The following is a 21,961-nucleotide window of genomic DNA, read 5'->3' as shown; positions in this document are numbered from 1 at the left end:
TATTTAATAGGGTTCACATCTAAACATTATAAAAATAAGTGAGTGAAAGGGAGGGAAAACAGTGGACTATCAACAACAATTTATTAAAGTCATCGCCGATGAAGAAGAGTGCGTATTTATTATCCCGATTGCCACATTGAAACAAGCGAACATTGCTATTGGAGACAATTGCATTGTCGTTGCTGAGCAAAACAAGATAATTATCAGAGCATCAGGAGAACATTAATCAATGGAAGTAAAATGTGTATGCGGAGGGCTGGCTCAGTTGCAATATAAGAACGAGTATTAATGAGCTTGAGTTTTAAGGGGAGGTAAGAAGAGGATGCAATTTGATCAAGAGGCATTCGGCGAGTATCTGGAGCAAATGTGGGAGCATCTATTTGAGACAAAAACGATCAGCCAGATTATGGCCAAGATTAATACTAATCATCGAGCCAGACGCTTTCTTGCTATGTATTTGCTGAAGAATCGAGAGACGTTTCATTTGTATTATCAGATGAGAGAAGAGCTGGGTATCGGCTATATTTTTGACACTATCATTTCCGCTTTGTTTCATGAAAGAGAAAAAAAGCCAGTGAAACAAGAGTTGATCGATCTCTTGCAGATTAATTTGGGCATGGCGGATCAGATAATTGAGGGCTATGCATTGCGTGAATTCAACAAGGATTTGAATTCGTTTTTAGTATATTGGCGGAAGAGGACTGGAGAATGGGAGCAACTTCATCAAAGTTATGAATGAGTTAAGAACAATTTCATAGATGCTGTGCATTTAGTCATTACTTTGTATGAATGAATGTGTACAAACGGTGTATAACATCATAAAAGTAGCTCGGACGTGGTTCGACACAAAATCTATGTCCCTGTAGTGCCAGGCACTTTACAATAAAGAAAAAATAAACGGAGGGCGATGAAATGAATAAACAAAAGAAAATGATTACATCGGTTATATTGTCTGCCATCTTATTATTAGTATGCATTAATGTGGTAATGGCCGCTCAAAGCACTAAGACGCTTTATGTAGATGGTATAAAAATTGCCAAGACAGAAGGACAGCCAGTTGAGCGGACAGAGACACTGTTTGTGCCCATTGAGGCTGTAGTTGGGGGCATGGGGGATAAGCTGATTTGGATTGACGAGCAACATTCTGCTTTAATCACGAAGAAAGATGGTACAAAGATTAATGTTTATTTAGGTAAATCATCTGTCATTGTCGATGGCAAAGCTGTTCCGATTGCGACCAAGGTGATTAACACCGTCACGGTTCCAGTGGCGATGAAACCCGCACAAATCAGCGGCAAGCTCTATGTGCCTGTTGAGTTTTTGAAAGAAGTAATGGGTTACGATGTTGAAGTCACAGAAGAGGGTAATGCGGAGTTTGTTATTGTGGGCAAGACTCCAGCAAATTTAGAGCCTGTTGAAGATGTACCAGTAACTCCTACTCAAGCGCCGACGCCGACATCAACACCGTCTGAGTGGAAACCTGATTTAAAATACCCCGTTTCTGCCGAGTGGAGTCCGCCACAAATACGCTCTACATCGACAGATGACTTTCAAAAAGACAAAGCAATTCTTGAAAAAGAGCTTGGCTTCTTGAAGGGTTACATGTACAATATCCACGGTATCACGAATATGGAGGTGGGAAACAAAATTATAGTAAGAACCCATTCGGAATACTACGTCGATATCCAATTTTCCGCCTGGTATGGAGACAAGACGGCTGAAAATGATGCAAATAAAATTCCATATATTGGAAGAGAACTTTTTAATTTTTTCCTTCCCGATGAATATATGAAGCTATTCAACATTGTCCAAGACGGTGCCGATGGAAAGAATATTGATAAATACATGAAGCCGTTTACTCTTGATGGGAGGAAAATTAATATTGTGAACAGCGAAGGCTCATTCTCCATCCAGATCGGACACAAGAAGAAATAAGTAACTGTAGTTTAACAGCAAGTAGGAGTTACGGAGAGATCCGTAGCTCTTATTTTTTTTGCTGATTTTAGCATATAAGATATTGCAAGCTCGAACAGTATAGAACAGATTATCCCTGTTGTATATTCTGGATAAATATAAAATTAAAGAAAGAGAGGGGCTGAAAAAATGAAGAAAAAGAAGAAACTTTTAGTAGCTGGAGTAGCATTACTGTCGATTGTACTTATTGGGACACTGAATATCCAAAACTCTTATGCCGCCCTTGGCGGAGGAGCAGGGATTCAAGATCTTGCCACCCCGCATTGGGATGATGGGATAAATATGGGCATTAATGTTCGAGATCCAAACATTGAGCCGCCTACGTATATAACTTTTAATAAAAATACGGAGCAGGAAAAGTGGTATAGCAAATATGGCATCACTCAAATTTGGGAACAGATCCACATGAACAAGTTTTCCTGGTATTCCATCACGGAGGACACTCCCGCTGAACAGCGAAACGACAATCAGGATCACTCCTTAATGTATGAAAATAATGTGGAGCGTCCAAATCTTGACTATTGGAAATTGGTAAGAGCTGATAAGGGCTTGTGGCAAAATCTCAAAAAGGGTTCGGTTGATCCTTTTAATTCAGATGTCATGGATTATCAGGGTGATAATACAGGGACAACTACAATTACGAATACCAGTCGATTGTCAGCATACTTTGGACAAAAATTAGAGTGGAGGTATTTGGGGTATTCAGGAGATGGAGGCGGGATTGTTGTGGACAACCCGTACTTTCCAGCGGATTATCCAAGTGAAAATTGGAATCCTCTTGAAAAAGACTGGTGGAGAGAGCCTTGGAAAGAGATTGATGGTCATCCTCAAAAGGTTGATGCGTCCCCTTACGATGTCAGCATTAGCGAAAATAGGGAGGTGTTTGAACAAAAAGTTCAATGGTTTATTCGCTACCTCTTTCCACAGCACCCAGAGCTAAGAAGAGCTAATATGGATTTATGGTCTGATGCGGCTGACTGGGCGACCAAGCTCACTCTCAAAAACAATCCTGATCAATCGACAGGCATTGCCGTGGGATGGCATGGCTCTGGATACTACGCCGTTTTTGTTTTGAAATCGCCTCCTCGCAATAATCTTAGGGTTGTGGAATTCAAAGTTTCTGATAAGAAATCGGGTAAAGTCGTAGGTCTAATGACTGCCGATGCAAGCAACAACGACAACATCGCAAAAACGTGGGCAATTAACAACCAAGAGGTTGCCGCTGGCGAAAAACTAATCATTACTGCCAAGGTCAAAAACATGGTTCAAAAAGACTTTGATGGTCGTCCAACTCGCTATACGCCGATTAGAATGATGCAGATGGCGGCATTTGACGACGATTCGACGATCCTTGGAAAATGGAATACCGCTGTAACAGAAGATGTTATCCCAGGAGTTAACACGAATACATCGACAGCCATAAGCAAAATAAATGTAGGTCAAGTTGTAACCTTCGACAAAACAAAGAACGATACTACTGGAGAGATCCTACAATGGGAATTTACTGTCCCTTCAACGGTTAAGGAGCAGTTTGTATTAGGGGCTGAGGTTTCCCCAGGATTCAAGCTCTACAATGACAATATCTACACGGGTGATGACGATGGGCGACTTCGATTTAAGATTAAAGAAGAAGATATCGGACTTGTAGAAAGTTCTATCGAGCTTCTTGATAATCAAGGAAACGTTACAAATGATGTTGTTCCAGGAATGTCTCATGGTGTGAGAATCACGGTGAAAAAAGTAACGGGTAACAAACTCGTTGGTGATCCAAACGATTATTACAACCCATTTGCGGCTGTTTCTATCGCTCTGAACGATACAGGAACCGTCTATATTGACCATGACAAAGTATCAGCAACGAAGGCACTAACCTTTAATGGTAATACGGCAGTCATTGAGATTAGAGATGCGATTACACCACTTGTACCGAGCATTAAGGCGGATTTCCAAATCCACTGGTTCAACGCATCGCCAAGTTTCGGTAATCAAAGTTCTGATCCTTCAAACGATAAAGCCTCAAAAGTATGGAGATCAACGAACAATCTGAGCGTAAGCAATTTCACAATTGTTCCTACATCGATTATTGGTCCATCTTCTACTTTGAATGAGACACTGACATTCGAATTCATCGCATCGAACATTAACCCTGAGAACTCGGATCGAGATGTAGAAATTGAAATTCGAGATCGGAATGGTAGAGTTGTTAAGGAAGAAATCGTTACACTTCCAGCAAACGTTGATTATCCATTCTCATGGACTGTACCCAATGTATCGCTTAGTGCGGGATCAAATGGTACTTCAAATGCCTTTACAGTAGAGATTAACCCACCACCGAGGCGGATAATTGAAACATCTACAAGCACAACGAACCCGTATGCAGACAACATCGATACGAGTGCAGTAATGGCATATATGACGAATTCAAACCCTGAGACATGTTTGGTTGTAAACAACCGCAATACTTGGTCAGAAACTCACTATATCCATGATCGTGAAGGTTATCGTTATTACTGGTCAAACAAATGGGGATCGGGTAGTTATTGCATCACCACCTATGACAATACGTGGACGGATACAAGAAGCTATTACGAGGAGTATAAGATCACAAATGTCATGTTCAGAAGCAAACTGACGAAAGATAAACTTGGTGGAGATGGTTGGGTGGATATTTTAGCTCGTCCAGATCAAGCAAAGGTCAAAGCTGGATATGGATTTGAGATCAAGTATATCGTTAAGTTCGACACAAACACGTATCGTAACTCGCCTAAAGGGTGGCCTGGCGATTGTTCCTTTAGAACGGTTTCTCGTCAGTATGGCGGAACTGTAACAGCCCCTACCACTCTTAGTGTTCAAATGCCATTTGCCGATAAGTTTGGGAATCACGTGACTTATAACTTGACGAATCCATCTCAGTCAGGTTCATGGGACTCGCTTAGTCAGGTGTATGAGATGCCTGAAAAAAATGCATTTGGATTGAAAAATACGCGTGAAGTTTTCACAAATGTTTCCGCTAAGGATGGAAGATACAATTTAAAAGTTTCCACATATCGTTACTTTTATGGGAGTTCCTACAAACCAAACCAGTCCATTTATCTTTGTGATTCTGTAGATATTTCGATTTTTCTGATCGGTAGCTATACCGATGATGTAAAATCCCATATTACTCAGTAATAAAACGCAGGAGAATTATTAATGAAATTCCCCTGAAGCCATACGTGAGGGGGAAAAGTAAAAGAAGCAAGCCTAATGGCTTGTTTTTTACTTTACAAATATTTCGATTTTTACAATACAAAAAAAGAAGAGCCATCAATCAGCACTGCACTTCGACATTCAAATATACATCAATTCCCTTTAGTATTCCCCGCAATTTTAAGAATTTCTTCCATTTCCTCAATTAAGTCTTTCCAACGATAGCAGTCGATTGGATCATCCAAATCACCCTCCGCTATGCCTTTAAATGCTTCTTGGTAAGTCTTCTTGCCATACCGCATTTGCAACTCAGTCAGTTCTTGATTAATTTCGAATAGACGCTCTTGAGGAGTTTGTTCTAATTTTTTTTTCTTTTGATAATTCATTTGCATCCGTATGGCATAAACCGTATCCCGCATCAGTTCAACTGCATGTCTTGGAATCTTTTTGTGAGAACCGTTGTTGTCTTGGCATTCTAATCCCTGACTTACATACTTTCGCAAAGTCACCCTTGAAATGCCCAGCAGATCTGCGGCTTCCGAAGCGGTAAATAGGTAGTCATCATGGTAGATATATTCAATAGACACACCGCCTAATTCATAATACCAAGTGTCAAGGTCAATTTTCCATTTCCCGAAATCTAAATCACTAACTGGCGAGTTGATTTCGTAGACTCGATCCAGCCATGTTATCAGATTTTTTTTGTGAGTCGGAGATAAGAGGTATTCTGCCGTGTATGTAAATTGTTCGTTCGAAACCTTGATGCCTACAACTTTATCCTGAAAGGATATTGCAAAACTGGCTAAAACTTTGGATAGGATATAATCCGTCTCTTTTTCAATCACCACAGGATTTTTTTCATTGAAGCCATAACCAATTCGCTCATGGGTGTAATCATATACCGTTCTATTCATCATCTACATCTCCCTTGTACATTCTATTCTAATGCAAGGTTAACGAATTATCAATTTCGTTAATGTTTGTTTTGTTGGTTTAGCTAAATTTCATATATGAGTCGAAGAATTGTGGCAAAACAAAAGACCTCCTAATGTATGTAGGAAGTCTTCTTTGCCGAAATTATTGCTTGCTACCTCAAGGCAGGATTGCATCCATCACCTCGCAGGGAATACTCCATTTCTCCTGCATCATGTCCATTAATTCGGGAGCGGAAAATCCAAGCTCGTCCGCCGCCTCGACAGGATGAAAAAATTCAAAAAGAAACTTGAATTCCGCCTCAATTTTGTGTGACTCGTCCTGCACCCACTCCATAAATTGATCTGTTTCTACCTCATTATCAAAAGGATTAGCGCCTTCATTAAATCCGAAAAATGTGCTCCCAATCTGCTCATTAGCAAGGTTGTAAATACCAAATTCCATATCATATTTATCAAAATTAATTGATTGCAAAAAAAAGAATTTGTCCTTATACATTACCAATTTTTCCATTTCGAAATACCTCCGTATATAAAATATGTTTTTCTGAAATTTCTCGATTTTGAGCCTCAGCGATCCTCCTTAAAGTTGCTGTTTTTGATACACATAATTGCTCATCCTTTATTATTTTTAACTCTATATTATAAGCATTTTCCGCAACATAATTCGATTGCATCCTTCTTTTTCTGCATAAAATATATAAACAAAAAATCAAGGGGGTGCGGCATATGTACGAGCATCAAATCTATCGATTATCGGTTAACGAACGTGCGACATTTTTAAACGGAGAGTTGAAGAAAGAGGAATATCGGGAGTTTGACCAATTGGCGAGTGAACTGATGGTTGACGAGGCTGATCTGAGAGAGGATATGGCGGTTGCAGGTTGGTACTACATTGTGGAGCTAAATCGTTTTGTGAAGATCCAAGGTGACCAAGCATCTTAAAATTGATTAATGGTCGGACTTGCTTGCAGGCATTAATAGTTATCAAATCAGTTGCCCTCGACTACAACAATAAAAAACAAAAAAGAGAGGCTTCAACACTCCCCGCCAAGTTTGTGTTTACTATAAGCGCTCTCTTCATTCAACATATGTCATGATTATACTACGGTTTAACAAGAAATATAATCTCGCAATTGCTTGAGATGGTTTGATATTTTCTTCGATAATTGGATGAAAGAGAGAAAGGGTCAGTTGAAGCTTCCTGCAAAGGGGGCTATTTTTCATGAAAAAAATGAAGATTTTTAACCAAGTGCCAGTCTTGACGGATGGACAAATCGACAAGCAGGCAGAGAAGCAGATTCGATTCCTGAAGGCTATCCATCCGCAGTTGGAAGAGAGTCATTGGAATGATGGACGAATTGAACTGCGGCCAGTCAAACGCGAACAGAGAATAGAGGATTATTTGCGGAGTTTTGGATCCTGGCGTCTTGGGCAAAAAGATGTTGTTGAACTAAAAAAATTCCTCCATGCAATCAACGGCAAAGGGGTCGATTTGTACTATTCTGCATTTGCCTTTGACTTCGACATGGTGGTATACAAAAAGAATGGGAAACCATATGAAAAAGGAAAGGTCAATAAAGAGAATGCTTTGTTTACAAGCATTTTGGCGGCAGATTTCGATGATATAACCGAGGAGCAGTTTTTACAAGAGAAACAGAGATTGTTAGACCTGGATATTGAGACAATTGATGTTTTCAGTGGTCATGGCTGGCAGAGTATTATTTTGCTCAATCATCGGGTGACGGACAAGGGAATTTTAAAGAAGTTTACAGGACTGATGATGGCAAAAGGTTTTCGGGTGGACTCGGCTATTGTTGATGCTTCGAGGGTGCTTCGGATGCCTTATAGCTTCAACTGCAAGGCATTGGACAAAAAGAGCAAGTATTATGATTCGATTAATCCGAAAATCATCGCCACAACCGATCATTTTTGGACGGAACGTCGCTATCACGTTGCAGATGTTTTTGGGAAACTGAACAATCTCCCCGATGTGGTTGAGCAAACCACCCCTTTGACCGAGATTGATTTGGAGACTATTCCTACTGCACCAATTAGCAATGCTGAAAGGAAAGCTGAAAAAAACAAAGCAAAAAAGGAAATTGAAATAGTTGAGATAACTCAGATTGACGTAGAGCACTTGAAGGCTGTTTATAGCATGCTTGATTTTAAGCGGCTCCCGCTCGCGATTCAGAAAATCCTTGCTGGAAGTCAAGCAGGACTTAGGAACAAGGTTATGTTCTTTATTATTCCCTTCCTGCGTAACAAGCTGGGCTTAGACATTCAAACTATAAGAACAACCATGACTTTATGGGGAGAACGATGCTCGCCAATATTGGACGCTGATGAGATCAGGAAAGAAGTCGGCAGAATTTACGGATTGGGTTTCAAAGGAGGACACGGGGTATACACACAAGAGCTGTTTCAGGCATATGGATATCTGGATTTTGATCAGTACAAAATCAAGGATGAGATTAAAATTACAAATTCCTTTTTTGAGGAATTCGCAGTGCTCCCCGATGCATCTGTCAGGATTTTTCTCTCAATGAAATTAGCGGCAGAACTTGGTGAGGTCAAGGAATTCAGTAAAAAAGATATTCAACGATTTGCAAATATATCTGAGCGAACAGTCGAACGAAATATTAAAGCTCTGGTTACAAAGAAGTATGTATCCAAGCGAAGGTCGAATCGAAGAAAGGGAGAAACTTATGTTTACTATCTTACCCCTTATTTTAGTGCGGCAGAAGGTTATACTACACTCGGGAATGCTTTGGTAGATAAAATGCTGAAAGAGCTTACGGACGGTGAGATGAAGCTGTACTGCTTTCTGCGCCGCAAGTCAGGCAATCAAGAAGATTGTTTCTGGGCGAGCCAGAAGTATATTGCTGATCAGATCGGCAAGACTCAACAAGGCTTATCATTGATGACAAACAACCTTGACAATAAAGGATTTCTAAAGAAAACAACAGAGGAAAACGGTAAGATAAAGCAAAGCAAATACGTTCTGAAATTCTAATGACCTGATGTTCAGGTCATTTTTTTGTAAGGATTAACCGTCAATTATTTGTGTAGTTGCAAACGTCGAAAAAGCCTTGATGCGTATAGGGTTTTAGAGATTAACCGTCAGCTATTTGTAGTATTAATAAATACAGGAGGGGGAGAGAAGCGAGAGGATGCGAATATGGAAACAATACTCTAAAACTTCGATACAACATTGATTCAATTTAATAGATTCGATACTTGTTTTTGATAGGTTGCATGCATATAAGATATAAACCAATTATCAAGGAGGCATATGTATGCAATTTCGTTCAGACGAGCACAAAAGACGATTCAATGATTTATGCGAAAGAGACAAAACGAATATCAAGGACATTGAACGGTGCTCACTCTTTTACATTTTCTCAGGAACAGAACTGTTGTACAAAAATATCGAAATGCTTTACGACTTTGAGGATCATACTATAAGGCTGGAGGCTTACAATCAAGCTTTCCTAACTGGCGGCACTCGTAGCTTGATTGACCTGGCATTTAGTCTGTACGGCTCGGAGGCGGAATGCGAGGTTCGCTTTTTGTTTAATACCCTTGATAACCGCAACAGCATACTTGCATTGCAGGCAATTAAGTATCGATTTCAAATTCCAGTTGAGATTGTTGATTTAAAATGAAGCAGAAGAAACATTAAGATGGCGAGGGAGCTACCGAAAAATTTATACTCAATCACTATAAGGGTTTATTTACTTGACTAAAAGTAATGAAGTATAATGGAGGCAACTGAATCGAATATTTCAAATCGGAAGCACCGATCTTACCTTAAGGGAGATCTGTGCTTTTTTTTGTTTGATGGGAGTTAAAGGGAAGGAATCAGACTAAACAGATCGCTGATTTTAGGAGGGGAACGAAATATGGAACCAGAGAAGCTATTTCTGGCAGTTCGGCTAATGGTCGGAGGAGGTTTATTGTTTTTAAACCGAAGTATTTATCAAATGTATGGTCACGATCCGCTAAACAGACCTTTTATGCAAATTGTTTTCTTTCTCATATTTGTTGCGACGATGCATATGTTTCGAAAATTGTCGCTTTTTCAACTTGCTTTGGAGATGTTAAAGGATCTTTATCGCTTATATAGGGACAGTCATAGTAAGGATTGATAATAAATCTCTCTACATTACACAACTTAATTGTTTACTGCTGACTTTCACGGTGGTAACCTGATTAATCAGGTGACGGAAAGCAGAGAAATCAGTAGGTCAATCAAGTTGCTAAGCAAACAGTATTTGAAGAACTTTCATACCGTCATTGGCTGAGATGATAGGCTAAAAGTATAAATGCATTAATGGACAACTTATCTGTCGGACAATCAGTACAAGGCTAATGGAGAACGAATCCGAGAACAATGGATTTGCTCTCCTTTTTATACTGTTATAAGGGAAATATATCCAATATTAGATGAAATAAAGCTGGTAAAGTAGTAAGGTTTAGGAACATTCTTTAACTTCCCCCTCTATAAAATTATGATCAATCCTATTGGCGACTATGATGTAGGGTTAACAACAAATCAGGGTTCCTAACAGGAATAATAATGGAGGGCTAACATGGACGGAAGCATAACAGGGGAAAAGAGTGAACAAGGAACAGGTGGTTCTGATAAATTCGCACTTTTGATTAAGCACTACCGCAAGCTACGCAATTTTTCGTTAAAGGATCTTGAAAATGCCAGTGGTGGGTCAGTTAGTGCAGGCTATATCCACCGACTCGAAAGCGGAGAGCGAAATTCTCCGAGCATAAGCAAGATACTTGCGCTGGCTAAGGCATTACGGATTAGAAATGAGGTGTTGGTTCCAATCTTGTTTTACGAGTTGGATGAAGAGGACAGATCATTTTCTTTGTCGGAAGTGTTGATTCAGAACAGCTATTTTTTAGGGAGTGGTATGCTTAGTTCTGAAGCTAAACAGTCGCTTATACGTATTGTTGAGTTTATTGATCATGCCGAATGGTCGCCGACATCTAAAATGAGAGAGATGTATCAGCTATCGGAGATAATTGACGATTTTAAAAAAGCCGTAAGCTAAACAGTGAGAAGTGGGGGAGCGGGAAATTGGCTCCTTTTTTTTTTGAATTTTTGATCAGTCGATGGTGTTTGTATTTAAACTCTATTGCATTAGATGAGTAGCAATAGAAAGCGTGAAATAGGAAGATATAGTTTTAGCAATTTGATATAATCAAAATGACGATGGAGGTGAGCAAACTTGATTTTTGATCTCTTTTCCAAAAGAGGAAAGAAGCCTGATAAAGAAATTTTAATATACGACGATCTACCAAGGAATTTCCTAATTCAAGTTATACATTTATGGTCTGATGCTATTGGTAGATGGTATTATGAGACCGATTTTTATGGAAAGACGCATACCAGTCCATCTAATAATATCTGGCTTCAAATTCATAAGCAATTGTGCAAAGAGTACGGAATCTTTTCTCTTAGCAAGCATGGCGATAATCCCTATGCTAAATGCCAACATTTTATTCAAAATACTACTACAGAGCAAGTGTTGGATATTATCGAAATGAGTTTTTTGTGGATCGACAAGGTAGTACGAACTTGGGATCAATCAGTATTGAAAAAAGCTAATATAACGCAAACAGCTGAGGACGCTATTGAGGAGCTTAATCAGCGTTTCCGCGAACATGCCATTGGCTATCAGTATATCGAAGGGCAAATTGTCAGAGTTGATTCGGAGTATATTTACGAAGAAGCTGTCCAGCCAGCAATTAGTATGATGTCTGAAGAAGGGTTTGAGGGGGCATCTCAGGAGTTCATGTCTGCTCACGAACACTTCCGTAAGGGACGACATAAAGAAGCAATTTCAGATGCTCTGAAGGCTTTCGAGAGCGTCATGAAAACGATTTGCAAGCGCAAAGGATGGGAAGTTCGAGATAATGCAACAGCGAAACCTCTGATAAATACACTATTTCAGAATGGATTGCTATCCATAAGTCTCCAAACACAATTTAGTTCTTTAAGGGATACACTGGAAAGCGGATTACCCACCATTCGTAACAAAAACAGCGGCCATGGGCAGGGTGAAAGTATAGTCCATTTGCCTACTCATTTGGTTGCATATGCTCTACATCTCGCGGCTACAAACATTTTGTTCCTAATCGAATCCTACAAGGCTTTAGATTAAAAGCAAAAAGAATTCAATACAACAGGAAAAGGGTGGGGGAGCAGTTTGCTCCCTTGCTTTTTATTCTGTAGCAATAGAGTTTAGATTCAAACTGTATTGAAATGTCTCTTCTGAGCCGATATAAATGTAAATAATATTTTACAATAATCGGAGAGCATATGGACATCAACAGTATATTTAAGGGTGGGAGCGTCAAGCCCAATACAATTGAAAAGAACATTATTCGACAATATTTGCACAATACTGATCGCATACAGCACTTCCAGATCAGAAGCTATATAGACAACGAGGATTTCTCTGCTATAACGACAACACAAGAATTCGAACACTACATCCAAAGTCAGAACGCTTTTGGCAAAGTGTTTGGTAACTTGGACATGGCGGAAGATGAGTGGTATTATTGCGATTTTGTATCTGGCAACGATGCCTGGATATCCAAAGATGAAGCAGGGGTCTATCGCTATTTCTCCAAGACGAAATTCGGCGGCACGATTAGCCTTAATATATTTGATGTCGTCGAAATTGTTCTTGGAAACGCTGATGAAGCGGAGAACGCATTCCAGAGCGCTCGGAGCCTACTCGCCAATTTGTTTGAACTGGAACTAAAGGACGAATGGGTATTACAACAAGCTCAAAAGTATCAGAGCAATCTGCAATACATACGTGGAGAAAGAAAGGATCTGGAGCAAGCATATCCCGCAGTGTTTCAATTTATTCAAAAATACTATGCCATCTTAGAGTATTTCAACGATCACCAGGAGGATAAATTATATCGGGTCTTCAGCTACGAAAATCAGCATGTGTTTTTCTCCGCAACCAATCGAATTAAGGAAAAATTGAAAATTAGTCAATCAACCGTGACCAGATCCATTAATATGCTCGCGCTATCAGGATTAATTGTAAAAATTCCGCATCAAAAACTTCCAAGCAGAATGCTTGAAATATCTGATGCGATTTTGAGTTATCGGATGAATCAGGGCTATATTAGGAGGCAAAAGGATTACGTTTTACACAATCCCAGAGTATAGTAATGAAACATTGCAATTGGCAGAAAAGGTCGTTATCATACTGCAAGCCGCTGGCGTATGGGGAAGTTTACTTACAAAGGAGAAAGTGAGTAAGCACTTTGGAGAAGCAAGAGCAAATCAGGTGTATTTAGCTGAATATACCGTGAAGAAAATTAACTCAGCAGATAATTCTACGTTGGTTGATGATGCAGAAGACATCCTAATCGATATTGAAGATGATCCAATTCCATTTTAATAGCTATAAATTTATATAATTTACACTACAGTTATCGGTTTAACGCATTAAAGTTGTGTATCTCATGTTTGGAGGAACGCAATCTTATATCAAGCATGTATCCCTGAGATGGGATGCTTAGTTTTTTACGCGTATCACCAATGAGGAGTTTGCATAAAAACCAAGGTTTATCGCGCAGGCGAATATTGTAACCATGTTTTGCGCTAAGCGTCCGTAGGGACGCACATAAGAAGATTGCGAAGTAGTATAACACTTTTATTTGTATTTTAGCTTGATAATTTAAAGACATTTTATATATGCAACCATTTATTTACAACTATTTCACAAACTCACTCAAGGCGCACATTTTTCATGACAAAAAGAGAGGAAATCTCCTCTCTCTCCCTCGTCAATATAAACTACCAGACACTTTTCAAAGCGACTGCAAATGAAATGATCTTGACTTTTTTTGATTTTAATAGAACATATCGAACCGATTCCCAAGCTATCAGCATAAATATCATTCCCCCAGTCACGTATCCTAATATTGCCGTTATCTGCCCATAGCTAAATCCAACAACAACAACAATTGCAATCAAGTAAAATGTCAAGCGTGGCTTTCCCCATTTAGATACCTTCCTAAATATACTCAGCCACTTTCTCAATCCACTCGTTTCATGCGTCCAATTTTTATGTTGACGGAAAGCTCCCCAAAGCGGCAAAAGAACAACTGAAAAAACTGCTACAAACAGCAAAACGTCTAATAGAATTGATACAATGAACGCCAAAATCGAACTCAAAAATGCAATACCCAAGATATAGCCTAATGTATCTTTGCTCATGTCTGCGCACGCTCCTGTTTTTAATTTTGCCTTGTAAATATGTCACTGCTTAATTTCCTGCCTATCCTTTAGATGAATACAATCATTCTCCATTTGTTTATAAGTCTCTATATGATAGATTTCTGAGTTGAATATAATCGTGTTTTGATCAAAAGTGCGCAATGATCATTGGTTGTTGATTAGCCCGCTATGAGTTATAATACAACCAAGAATACCGAAACCAACTTTAAATGCATTGGATATATGCTGTTTCCTTTAAAAAAAAGGAGACTTGTCGCATATAGGCAATGCATTTTTTTGTGCTTTAAATAAGAAGAAAGAAGGTTGAAAAAATGGAAATCGAGTATAGTTGCAAAATTGTCAGATACAATTCAGGTGAAGATTTTAAGACAGATGTTGTGATCATCTTTGATTTTCTATTGGACTTAGGATCGCTTCGGAAACTACTAAAACACTTAACAATCTCATCTATGTATATACCAATTAAAACGATTGCATTTATCGATGAAAATATCGGGAAGTTGGCTGAGTTTTACCACGGTGACATCACTTCTCGAGCTAAAATAGAATTCATCGATTGTAACAACTTTAGCGTCAATTTCAGAAACGATGCTATTCAAGGCTTTATTTCAAACAAAGCTTTGAAGCAGTGGGATGTCAAAAGTGTTGAGGAGATGCTTGCAGGAGATGCATTGAACAGCGTAATACTGACGAATTACACATACGGTCAAAAACATGCTGAAGCGACGGACGCCTATCATATCTCTTTAAGATTGCAGAATGGGGGGAGATCTGATGTCTAAATTTAACTACGATGCTTCTGATGCCAAATTACAACGATTCATTAAGGAAGGAAGAGGTCAGGGGCGTGGGGCAGAATACCAGCCATGGCTAAATGTCCATAGCATTGCATCCCGCGGAAGAGTGAGCAGAGTTTCGGGCTGGAAAACTGGCAGGGTGCATCATTTTCTATCCGATAATGAGACGCGCTATTTCTATTTATGCGAGTGGTCAGATGCTGTGATCGACATCCGCGAGCATTATCCCCTCATGGATTTGTACGAGATGACTGATATTCTCGATGACGACTTAGCCAAAAAGCTTATGGATCGTAAAACAGGTACTCCACATATTTTAACGAGCACCTTCCTGATTACGGTAAAAAATGATGAGGGACAAGAGCGACATTTTGCACGCAACATCAAAGAGGCGAGGGATTTCGAAAAAAACTCAGTCATTGAACGTTATGAGGTCATTCGCCGATATTGGCACAAAAAAGGTATTCCCTGGGGACTGGTTAGCTCCTCTGAAATCAATGCGGTACGGGCAAAGAACATTGAATGGTTGCACGCCGCAAGAAGACTAAGCGATTGGGGATATTCAGATCAACAGATTGCAGGCGAAATCCGATTTTTAATGGAGTTGTTAATCGGCGGGCAAGGATCGATAAAAAACGCAATCGAACGTTTTGACAGTCAGGTTTCAGGAGAGCAAGGGAAAGGATTATTAATGCTCAAGCATCTGCTTGCGGCTAAACAAATCAAAATCGATATGGACAAGCCTATTGACCTTAATCATTCTGCTAAAAGCATTGAGATTGTGGATAACAAAGGAAGTGATACAGTTGCTAAGATTAGCGGTTAACACGATGCTCCAATATGGAGGAGATACAAAGCAAATCGAAAGAATTTTGTGGATCGATGCTGGACGAGTCCATTGCTATATCATTAATATCTTTACGAATCGATTCCCTGAACTGCGATTAATTGAGGATATTGAGAGAGGAATACAGGAAGAAGTAATTCATGTGGTCGAGGATCAATGGTTTTCTGTTGTCTGTGAGGAGCTTTTATCTGATAAGGCAAGGGTGCAGATGGAGAACGCATGGGAGGCTGTAAAACAATTAGGGGATCAGGAACCAGCCATATTCGACACGGCTACTCGTATGAAGCTAATCCAAAAAGCATCTGACTTTTCAGGAGTCAGCACAAAAACTATTGGACGATACCTGAAGTCATTTTGGGTCAAGGGGAAAGTCAAATACGCCTTGGCTCCATCGTTTGATAAAAGAGGAGGCAAGGGAAAGACGAAGGCTTCAGGGCAAGAAAAGCGTGGAAGACCGCGAAAATATAGTCAAGAAGAAGGGATTAATGTTGACGAAGAGGTTGAACGGATTTTTCGAGTCGTCTTGAAAAAATACTATTATACCTCAAAGAAAGCACCGCTGAAGTTTGCTTATCAAAAGATGATTCAGGAGTTCTATAGTCATGACAGCAGGATGGAAAACGGTGTGAAGATGCCTATTATTCAAGGTTCGAGCAAATTACCAACGTATACTCAGTTCAAATACTTCTTTCAGAAGGAAAACAACATCAAGAAGGAAGTCTCAACGAGGTTTAGCTCGAAAAAATATGAGTTGCTTCACCGTCCAGTCCTCGGGAGTGCTACAGCAGAAGCCATTGGACCAGGGTCACGCTACTTGTTCGATGCGACTGCTTTCGATGTATATTTGGTCTCAAGAATTAATAGGAACTGGATAATCGGACGTCCCTACCTTGTATACACCCAGGATGTCTTCAGCAGATGCATCACTTCGATCCATGTCACTTTGGAAACAAGCTGGTTATCTGCGGCAATGGCAATTGCAAATTGCTGTGAAGATAAAGTTGAATTTTGTAGGCAGTATGGAATCGATATTCGACCTGAAGAATGGGAGGCAAAGCACCTACCCGAAACCATTCTCGGGGATCGCGGAGAACTCTTTACAAAGGATGCGGAGACCCTCATAAGCAGTCTGCACGTTAAAATCGAGAATACATCCAGCTACAGAGGGGATTTGAAAGCAATTCTTGAGCGACACTTTAGGACAACAAATGATCTGACTAAGATGATGCTTCCTGGAGTAATCAATCCAGATTTTAGGCAAAGAGGTCCGAACAGTCGCGATTATCGCTTGGATGCAAAATTGGACTTATACCAGTTCACACAGATCATCATCCGCTGTGTGCTCTACCATAACAATCATTATTTGCCCAATTATCCTCGCGAGGAAATGATGATCAGTGATGATGTAGAGAGCATCCCATCAAAAATCTGGCAGTGGGGAGTACAATATCGTTCAGGAAAATTGAGGGAAGTTCCGAAGTCAGTTATCTTGCTAAACTTGCTTCCAGCGTCTGAATGCCTGGTGACTTACCAAGGATTGAAATTTAAAGGTTTATTTTATAGTAGTCATACAGCTCTGAAAGAGCGGTGGATGGAGAAAGCACGCGTAGGAACTTGGAAAATTCCTGTGAGCTACGATCCACGAAATCTCGGGACGATATATCTGCGGGGAGTGGGCGAGAATGGTTTTGAACCTTGCTATCTTCTAAGCCAGTATAATCAATTCAACGGTCGAACGCAGGAGGAAATTGAGTATTTGCAGGAGTTCGAGCGGATGCAAAAGGCGCAACATACAGAAAAAGAGCTACAACCTCAAATTGATCTCATCACACACATCGAAGCTATTGTACAGGAAGCGGAAAAGCAAACGAAAGAGCAATATGTCTCGGGTACAAAAGCTGAAAAACTTCGTGGAATTCAAGACTATCGGAATTTTGAAAAGAAACTCATACGGAATGAGGAATCCATACATGCCCAACTTGGGTTCGGAAAACCAACTCATTCTGAAGACAGGGCAGACTCCTCTGGGAACATTGATTATTTTGATGATTTCGAATTGTTGAGAAGGAAACGAGGGGAGGAATAGCATGGAATGGATAAAGATTCCTAACGGGACTTTGGCACAAGTGGCTCAATATTCACAGCAAATTGTCAGTCAATACGAGGGCAATATGCTTATCGAAGCACTACCTCCCATTATGTCTAAAGAAGAGGTTGTTCAAGCCTTATCAAGTTATCCTCACTTTGATGTGGAGGAGCGCTATGCCGACAGTCATTATCGTTTCCACATGATTCAGCAACTGCTTGGTTACTTTCAAGTAATGCCTCTGCATATTGACCTTGAAAATCGAATATCGAGACTGATTCGGCAGGGCTATGTCAATCGAAACCCTATACAGCCTAACTATGCGAGCCAAATGGTTCAAGGATATGCAGATATTCAAAGGGGGCAAATCCGTCAAAACATACAAATTTCTTCTTCGGGACTGACCATTGTTGGCGTAAGTGGTATGGGGAAGAGCACGGCTATCAATCGCATCCTCTCTACGATTCCACAAATCATTAGTCATTCGGAGTACAATGGTGTTGAATTAAGCGCCTATGAGGTTGTATTTCTGCGTTTGGAATGCCCTCCAGACGGCTCAATTAGAGGGCTAATTAATAATTTTTTTGTAGAGTTGGATCAGCTCCTCGGGACAAATTACATGGATCGCTTTGGCAAAAACACTAAATTATCTGCCGCCTCTTTGATGCCGATTGTCGCCCAAATTGCAAGGGGCTGTAACTTAGGGCTTCTTTGCGTAGACGAGATCCAAAACTTATCCGTAGCAAAAAGTGGCGGTGCGGAAAAAATGCTCTCCTTCTTTGTTACGTTATCGAATTCTATAGGTCTTCCAACTATCCTAATTGGAACTCCCACCGCTCAATCCCTTTTCTCTGATTTCCGTATTGCACGACGAGGTAGTGGCCAGGGTGACGTTGCCTGGCTACCAATGAAGAAATCTGAGCCGAGTTGGAGGCTTTTCATCGAAGGGATTTGGGACCATCAGTGGGTTCGGAATCCAACGGAATTAACAACAGAGTTGAATGATACGATATATGAAGCGAGTTGCGGAATAACGGACATTGCCGTTAAAATTTTTATGTTCTCTCAGATACGTGCGATAACATCAGGGACAGAAACGATAACCCCACAGATCATTAAGGGTGTCGTTAAAGATAGCCTGAAATTAGTTGAGCCGATGTTGAACGCGCTTCGCTCAGGCAACCTGAACGGCATTGCCAGGTTTGGCGATATCAATATTGCTCCAATCGATGGATTTATAGCGGCGGAGCAATCCAAGCTGGATTTAGGAAATTTGCTTCAAACGTTTCAGAAAACACAAAAAGAACAACAGGTGCAAGCTGAGCGATTGAAACAGGATGCCGTAGTGCGATTAACACTATTAGGGGTTCCAGAAAAAGAAGCCAAACATAATGTCAGCAAGATTACTTCAGATATGCCTCAAATTCAAAACATCCAAGAGGTTGTACAGGAGGCTTATAAGCTTCATCTTGGTCTAATTGAAGACAAGCAAGCTACAAGCAAGACACAACCACAAATTGATGATGAACGCGACTTGAGAAAGCTTGTTAAGGCAGGGAAAGAAAATGGTTTTACTGCCTACCAGGCGCTAAAAGATGCTGGATATATTGCCTCTGATTTTTCAATAGATACTGGAAGTGAACTCGGATGATGCTCCAATTTCCGACTCCCTATCATGATGAGTTATTACAAAGTTTGCTTGCCAGAGTTGGGATTCGAAGTGGGAACATAAGCAACAGGGCTATCTTAATGGACATATTCGGAACAGATAGCTTCACAGCATGCTTGGAGTTGCAACCAGGCATCAGCAATATAGTTTCAAATTTACCTATTGGATCAACAATATCAGCAAAACAACTCATCTACCAGAATACGATGTACCTCTTTTATAACGCTTTTCGGGATGAAGAACAGGCGCACGCCATATATATCAGTATGCTTGATGAGCATGGAAGGGATCTGCATAATGCCATTGGTTTAATGTCATCATCAGTCCAACCGAATACTCACTTTCAATATTGCTCCTTATGCAATCAGGAGAGCATAAGACAGCATGGAGAACTATATTGGACGCGGCTATTTCAAATCCCAGGTGTTCGAATTTGCATCAAACATGGCATATGGCTTTCTGAAAGCTCGGTTTTGACGAGAGAAAGAACGAAGTATGCATTCATAGCTCCAACACAGGATAATTGCACTGATCATTCTGTTCGAGAGATTACTGATAAGGAAATGTTGGGCCAATATAGTTGCATCGTGAACAACATTGAGAAGTTGCTCAATTTTAAATATAATCATCGTCCAATGGAGTGGTTTCATAAACACTACATAAATCAGTTGATGCGGAAAGGCTACGCCTCAGATAAGGGAAGAACTGATTATAAGCGATTAAGAGCAGAATTTATTGATTTTTACGGAGTTGAACTGCTGGAGATTCTCCAATCATCAGCAAATGGTGAAAGTAGCTGGTTAAAGCTAATTTTCCAAAGGCATCGAAAGGGGTTTCATCCTATTCGCCATCTGTTGGTCATGCAATTTTTAGGATTGACACTGGACGAAGTTTTTAATAGCGATCCATCTGAAATAGATGGTCATGAGAGTAAAATATCTCTGCCAAAGAGAAAAATTATGAAGAAAACAATGACTGAAGAATATAGAGAGCAAGCTAAAAGGGAGAGACGAGAAGTATGGTTGCAAATGCGAAATGATTATCCTCATCATGGTAGATTGGAGTTGAGGAAGCTTAATCCCAAGGTATATGCGTGGCTCTATCTGTACGATCGAGAATTTCTTATGGAGCACATGCCCCAAAAGTTGCCACCGAAGGCTGGTACTACGCGTCATGATTGGGAAAAGCGAGATGTGGAAATTCTTGAAGAAGTTGCTGAGATTGCAGAACAGTTGATGAGTGAGGTAGGAAAGCCACGCCGCATCACTTTGGAAAGAATACAGGAGATTATAGGTAGCAAATGTTTAATGCCTAAGCATTTAAAAAAGATGCCACGTACTCGAACCTTTCTTGAGCAGGTGGTAGAAGATGCTGAAGCGTTTCAAAAACGTAGAGTATTGTGGGCAATCGGGGAATTGAAGTCGAACAATGAATCACTAACTTTAAATAAGGTTAAAGTGAAGGCTGGAGTAAGTAGGGTTCCAGAAGAATTTTCGCAGGAGTTTACTGTGATATCTCCAAAACACAAATAAGTAAAGGCCTGAGGAGTGCAATACCCTCAGGCCTTTACTTATTGAAGTATATATATTCCGAAAAGATACCTTTTGGGAATAAAAGTTGAGTTACGGTTAATAGAACAGAATTTTTTCAATAATGTCAAGTCATTGGGGATTATGTGGAAAGCACTTTCTCCTCATGGTAGTATAGAACTATCAAACTATAGAACTATCTTATTAAGCCTATTTCTTTAACAAGCAGTCAATTGAAGATAAGAGTTATTGGAAAACGCTTGAAGAAAGCTATCAAAATCGAACTACAATGGCAAATGCATTTACAAGAACTGCTACAGAGGTCAATGAGGGACCAGGTAAGTATATTAATACAAAAGTACGTGTAATACGGTATACCACACTAATGAATGAACTAAAAGAAGAACAAAGAATTGATGCTGATTGGTTCTATGACCAAGATTTTAGTTTTGATTTAAATCCCAGTCATAGACCATTACCCAAAGGGAAGTGGTTATTATTTGCTTATACGGGTGAACCACTTGAAAGTCAATTTAGAATAAGATGGGTAGTTGAGAATGAAGGGGATGAATGTGGTGGTGAAAGAACGTATTCACAAGAAGGTACAAGAGTATTAGAACATACAGTTTTCTTTTAAATATGATAGTT

At 39.9% G+C, this 21,961-nt stretch carries 21 protein-coding genes; 18 read left to right on the top strand and 3 right to left on the bottom strand.

Annotated elements, in window-relative coordinates:
* Nucleotides 1-61: 61 nt before the first annotated feature.
* From MKY92_RS25260 to MKY92_RS25245, 4 genes are all read left to right on the top strand, one after another.
* The gene (locus MKY92_RS25260) at nt 62-226 is read left to right on the top strand and encodes a hypothetical protein (protein WP_339298069.1); all 165 of its coding nucleotides are present in this window, start codon (nt 62-64) and stop codon (nt 224-226) included.
* Between the two features lie 96 nt (nt 227-322).
* Nucleotides 323-739, top strand: a complete 417-nt coding sequence (locus MKY92_RS25255; protein WP_339298068.1) for a hypothetical protein — start codon at nt 323-325, stop codon at nt 737-739.
* Between the two features lie 173 nt (nt 740-912).
* Nucleotides 913-1,935: a copper amine oxidase N-terminal domain-containing protein gene (locus MKY92_RS25250; protein ID WP_339298067.1), complete on the top strand. Its 1,023-nt coding sequence runs from the start codon at nt 913-915 to the stop codon at nt 1,933-1,935.
* Nucleotides 1,936-2,103: 168 nt separating this feature from the next.
* Nucleotides 2,104-5,145, top strand: coding sequence for a hypothetical protein (locus MKY92_RS25245; RefSeq protein WP_339298066.1), 3,042 nt, complete (start codon nt 2,104-2,106; stop codon nt 5,143-5,145).
* A gap of 170 nt (nt 5,146-5,315) precedes the next feature.
* Here MKY92_RS25245 and MKY92_RS25240 read toward each other — a convergent pair whose 3' ends face one another.
* Nucleotides 5,316-6,080, bottom strand: a complete 765-nt coding sequence (locus tag MKY92_RS25240) for a DNA-binding protein (protein WP_339298065.1) — start codon at nt 6,078-6,080, stop codon at nt 5,316-5,318.
* Between the two features lie 175 nt (nt 6,081-6,255).
* On the bottom strand, nt 6,256-6,609 hold the full coding sequence (locus MKY92_RS25235) for a hypothetical protein (protein WP_339298064.1): 354 nt from the start codon (nt 6,607-6,609) through the stop codon (nt 6,256-6,258).
* A 215-nt stretch (nt 6,610-6,824) separates the two neighbouring features.
* On the opposite strand from MKY92_RS25235, the gene MKY92_RS25230 reads away from it, so the two are divergent.
* From MKY92_RS25230 to MKY92_RS25195, 8 genes are all read left to right on the top strand, one after another.
* Nucleotides 6,825-7,040: a hypothetical protein gene (locus MKY92_RS25230; RefSeq protein WP_339298063.1), complete on the top strand. Its 216-nt coding sequence runs from the start codon at nt 6,825-6,827 to the stop codon at nt 7,038-7,040.
* Nucleotides 7,041-7,320: 280 nt separating this feature from the next.
* Complete coding sequence (locus tag MKY92_RS25225; protein ID WP_339298062.1) at nt 7,321-9,111, top strand: hypothetical protein; 1,791 nt, start codon at nt 7,321-7,323, stop codon at nt 9,109-9,111.
* A gap of 283 nt (nt 9,112-9,394) precedes the next feature.
* Nucleotides 9,395-9,763 carry a DUF6075 family protein gene (locus tag MKY92_RS25220; RefSeq protein ID WP_339298061.1) on the top strand — a complete coding sequence of 123 codons (369 nt, stop codon included), beginning with the start codon at nt 9,395-9,397 and terminating at the stop codon, nt 9,761-9,763.
* Nucleotides 9,764-10,000: 237 nt separating this feature from the next.
* Nucleotides 10,001-10,246, top strand: coding sequence for a hypothetical protein (locus MKY92_RS25215; protein WP_339298059.1), 246 nt, complete (start codon nt 10,001-10,003; stop codon nt 10,244-10,246).
* Between the two features lie 444 nt (nt 10,247-10,690).
* Nucleotides 10,691-11,167: a helix-turn-helix transcriptional regulator gene (locus MKY92_RS25210; RefSeq protein ID WP_339298058.1), complete on the top strand. Its 477-nt coding sequence runs from the start codon at nt 10,691-10,693 to the stop codon at nt 11,165-11,167.
* A gap of 177 nt (nt 11,168-11,344) precedes the next feature.
* Complete coding sequence (locus MKY92_RS25205) at nt 11,345-12,280, top strand: hypothetical protein (RefSeq protein ID WP_339298057.1); 936 nt, start codon at nt 11,345-11,347, stop codon at nt 12,278-12,280.
* A gap of 158 nt (nt 12,281-12,438) precedes the next feature.
* A complete protein-coding gene (locus MKY92_RS25200) occupies nt 12,439-13,308 on the top strand; it encodes a hypothetical protein (protein ID WP_339298056.1) in 870 nt (289 codons plus the stop codon).
* A gap of 10 nt (nt 13,309-13,318) precedes the next feature.
* A complete protein-coding gene (locus MKY92_RS25195; RefSeq protein WP_339298055.1) occupies nt 13,319-13,543 on the top strand; it encodes a hypothetical protein in 225 nt (74 codons plus the stop codon).
* Nucleotides 13,544-13,941: 398 nt separating this feature from the next.
* Here the strand turns inward: MKY92_RS25195 and MKY92_RS25190 are convergent, their stop codons facing one another.
* Nucleotides 13,942-14,364 carry a hypothetical protein gene (locus MKY92_RS25190; RefSeq protein ID WP_339298054.1) on the bottom strand — a complete coding sequence of 141 codons (423 nt, stop codon included), beginning with the start codon at nt 14,362-14,364 and terminating at the stop codon, nt 13,942-13,944.
* A 332-nt stretch (nt 14,365-14,696) separates the two neighbouring features.
* Between MKY92_RS25190 and MKY92_RS25185 the strand changes: the two genes are divergently transcribed.
* The 6 genes from MKY92_RS25185 (at nt 14,697) to MKY92_RS25160 (ending at nt 21,950) form a co-directional block, all read left to right on the top strand.
* Nucleotides 14,697-15,167, top strand: a complete 471-nt coding sequence (locus MKY92_RS25185; protein ID WP_339298053.1) for a hypothetical protein — start codon at nt 14,697-14,699, stop codon at nt 15,165-15,167.
* Nucleotides 15,160-16,008: a TnsA endonuclease C-terminal domain-containing protein gene (locus MKY92_RS25180; protein ID WP_339298052.1), complete on the top strand. Its 849-nt coding sequence runs from the start codon at nt 15,160-15,162 to the stop codon at nt 16,006-16,008. Before MKY92_RS25185 ends, MKY92_RS25180 begins: the two co-directional genes overlap by 8 nt.
* Nucleotides 15,989-18,115 (top strand): Mu transposase C-terminal domain-containing protein, encoded by a 2,127-nt coding sequence (locus MKY92_RS25175; RefSeq protein ID WP_339298051.1) that lies wholly within the window; start codon nt 15,989-15,991, stop codon nt 18,113-18,115. Before MKY92_RS25180 ends, MKY92_RS25175 begins: the two co-directional genes overlap by 20 nt.
* A 1-nt stretch (nt 18,116) precedes the next feature.
* Nucleotides 18,117-19,766, top strand: coding sequence for an ATP-binding protein (locus MKY92_RS25170; protein WP_339298050.1), 1,650 nt, complete (start codon nt 18,117-18,119; stop codon nt 19,764-19,766).
* The gene (locus MKY92_RS25165; RefSeq protein WP_339298049.1) at nt 19,763-21,316 is read left to right on the top strand and encodes a TnsD family Tn7-like transposition protein; all 1,554 of its coding nucleotides are present in this window, start codon (nt 19,763-19,765) and stop codon (nt 21,314-21,316) included. The genes MKY92_RS25170 and MKY92_RS25165 overlap by 4 nt, the downstream gene beginning before the upstream one ends.
* A gap of 286 nt (nt 21,317-21,602) precedes the next feature.
* Complete coding sequence (locus MKY92_RS25160; protein ID WP_339298048.1) at nt 21,603-21,950, top strand: hypothetical protein; 348 nt, start codon at nt 21,603-21,605, stop codon at nt 21,948-21,950.
* The last annotated feature ends 11 nt before the right edge of the window (nt 21,951-21,961 follow it).

It is taken from the genome of Paenibacillus sp. FSL R5-0623, assembly GCF_037974265.1.
Classification (GTDB): domain Bacteria; phylum Bacillota; class Bacilli; order Paenibacillales; family Paenibacillaceae; genus Paenibacillus.
This window is presented reverse-complemented; position numbering and strand designations above follow the sequence as displayed.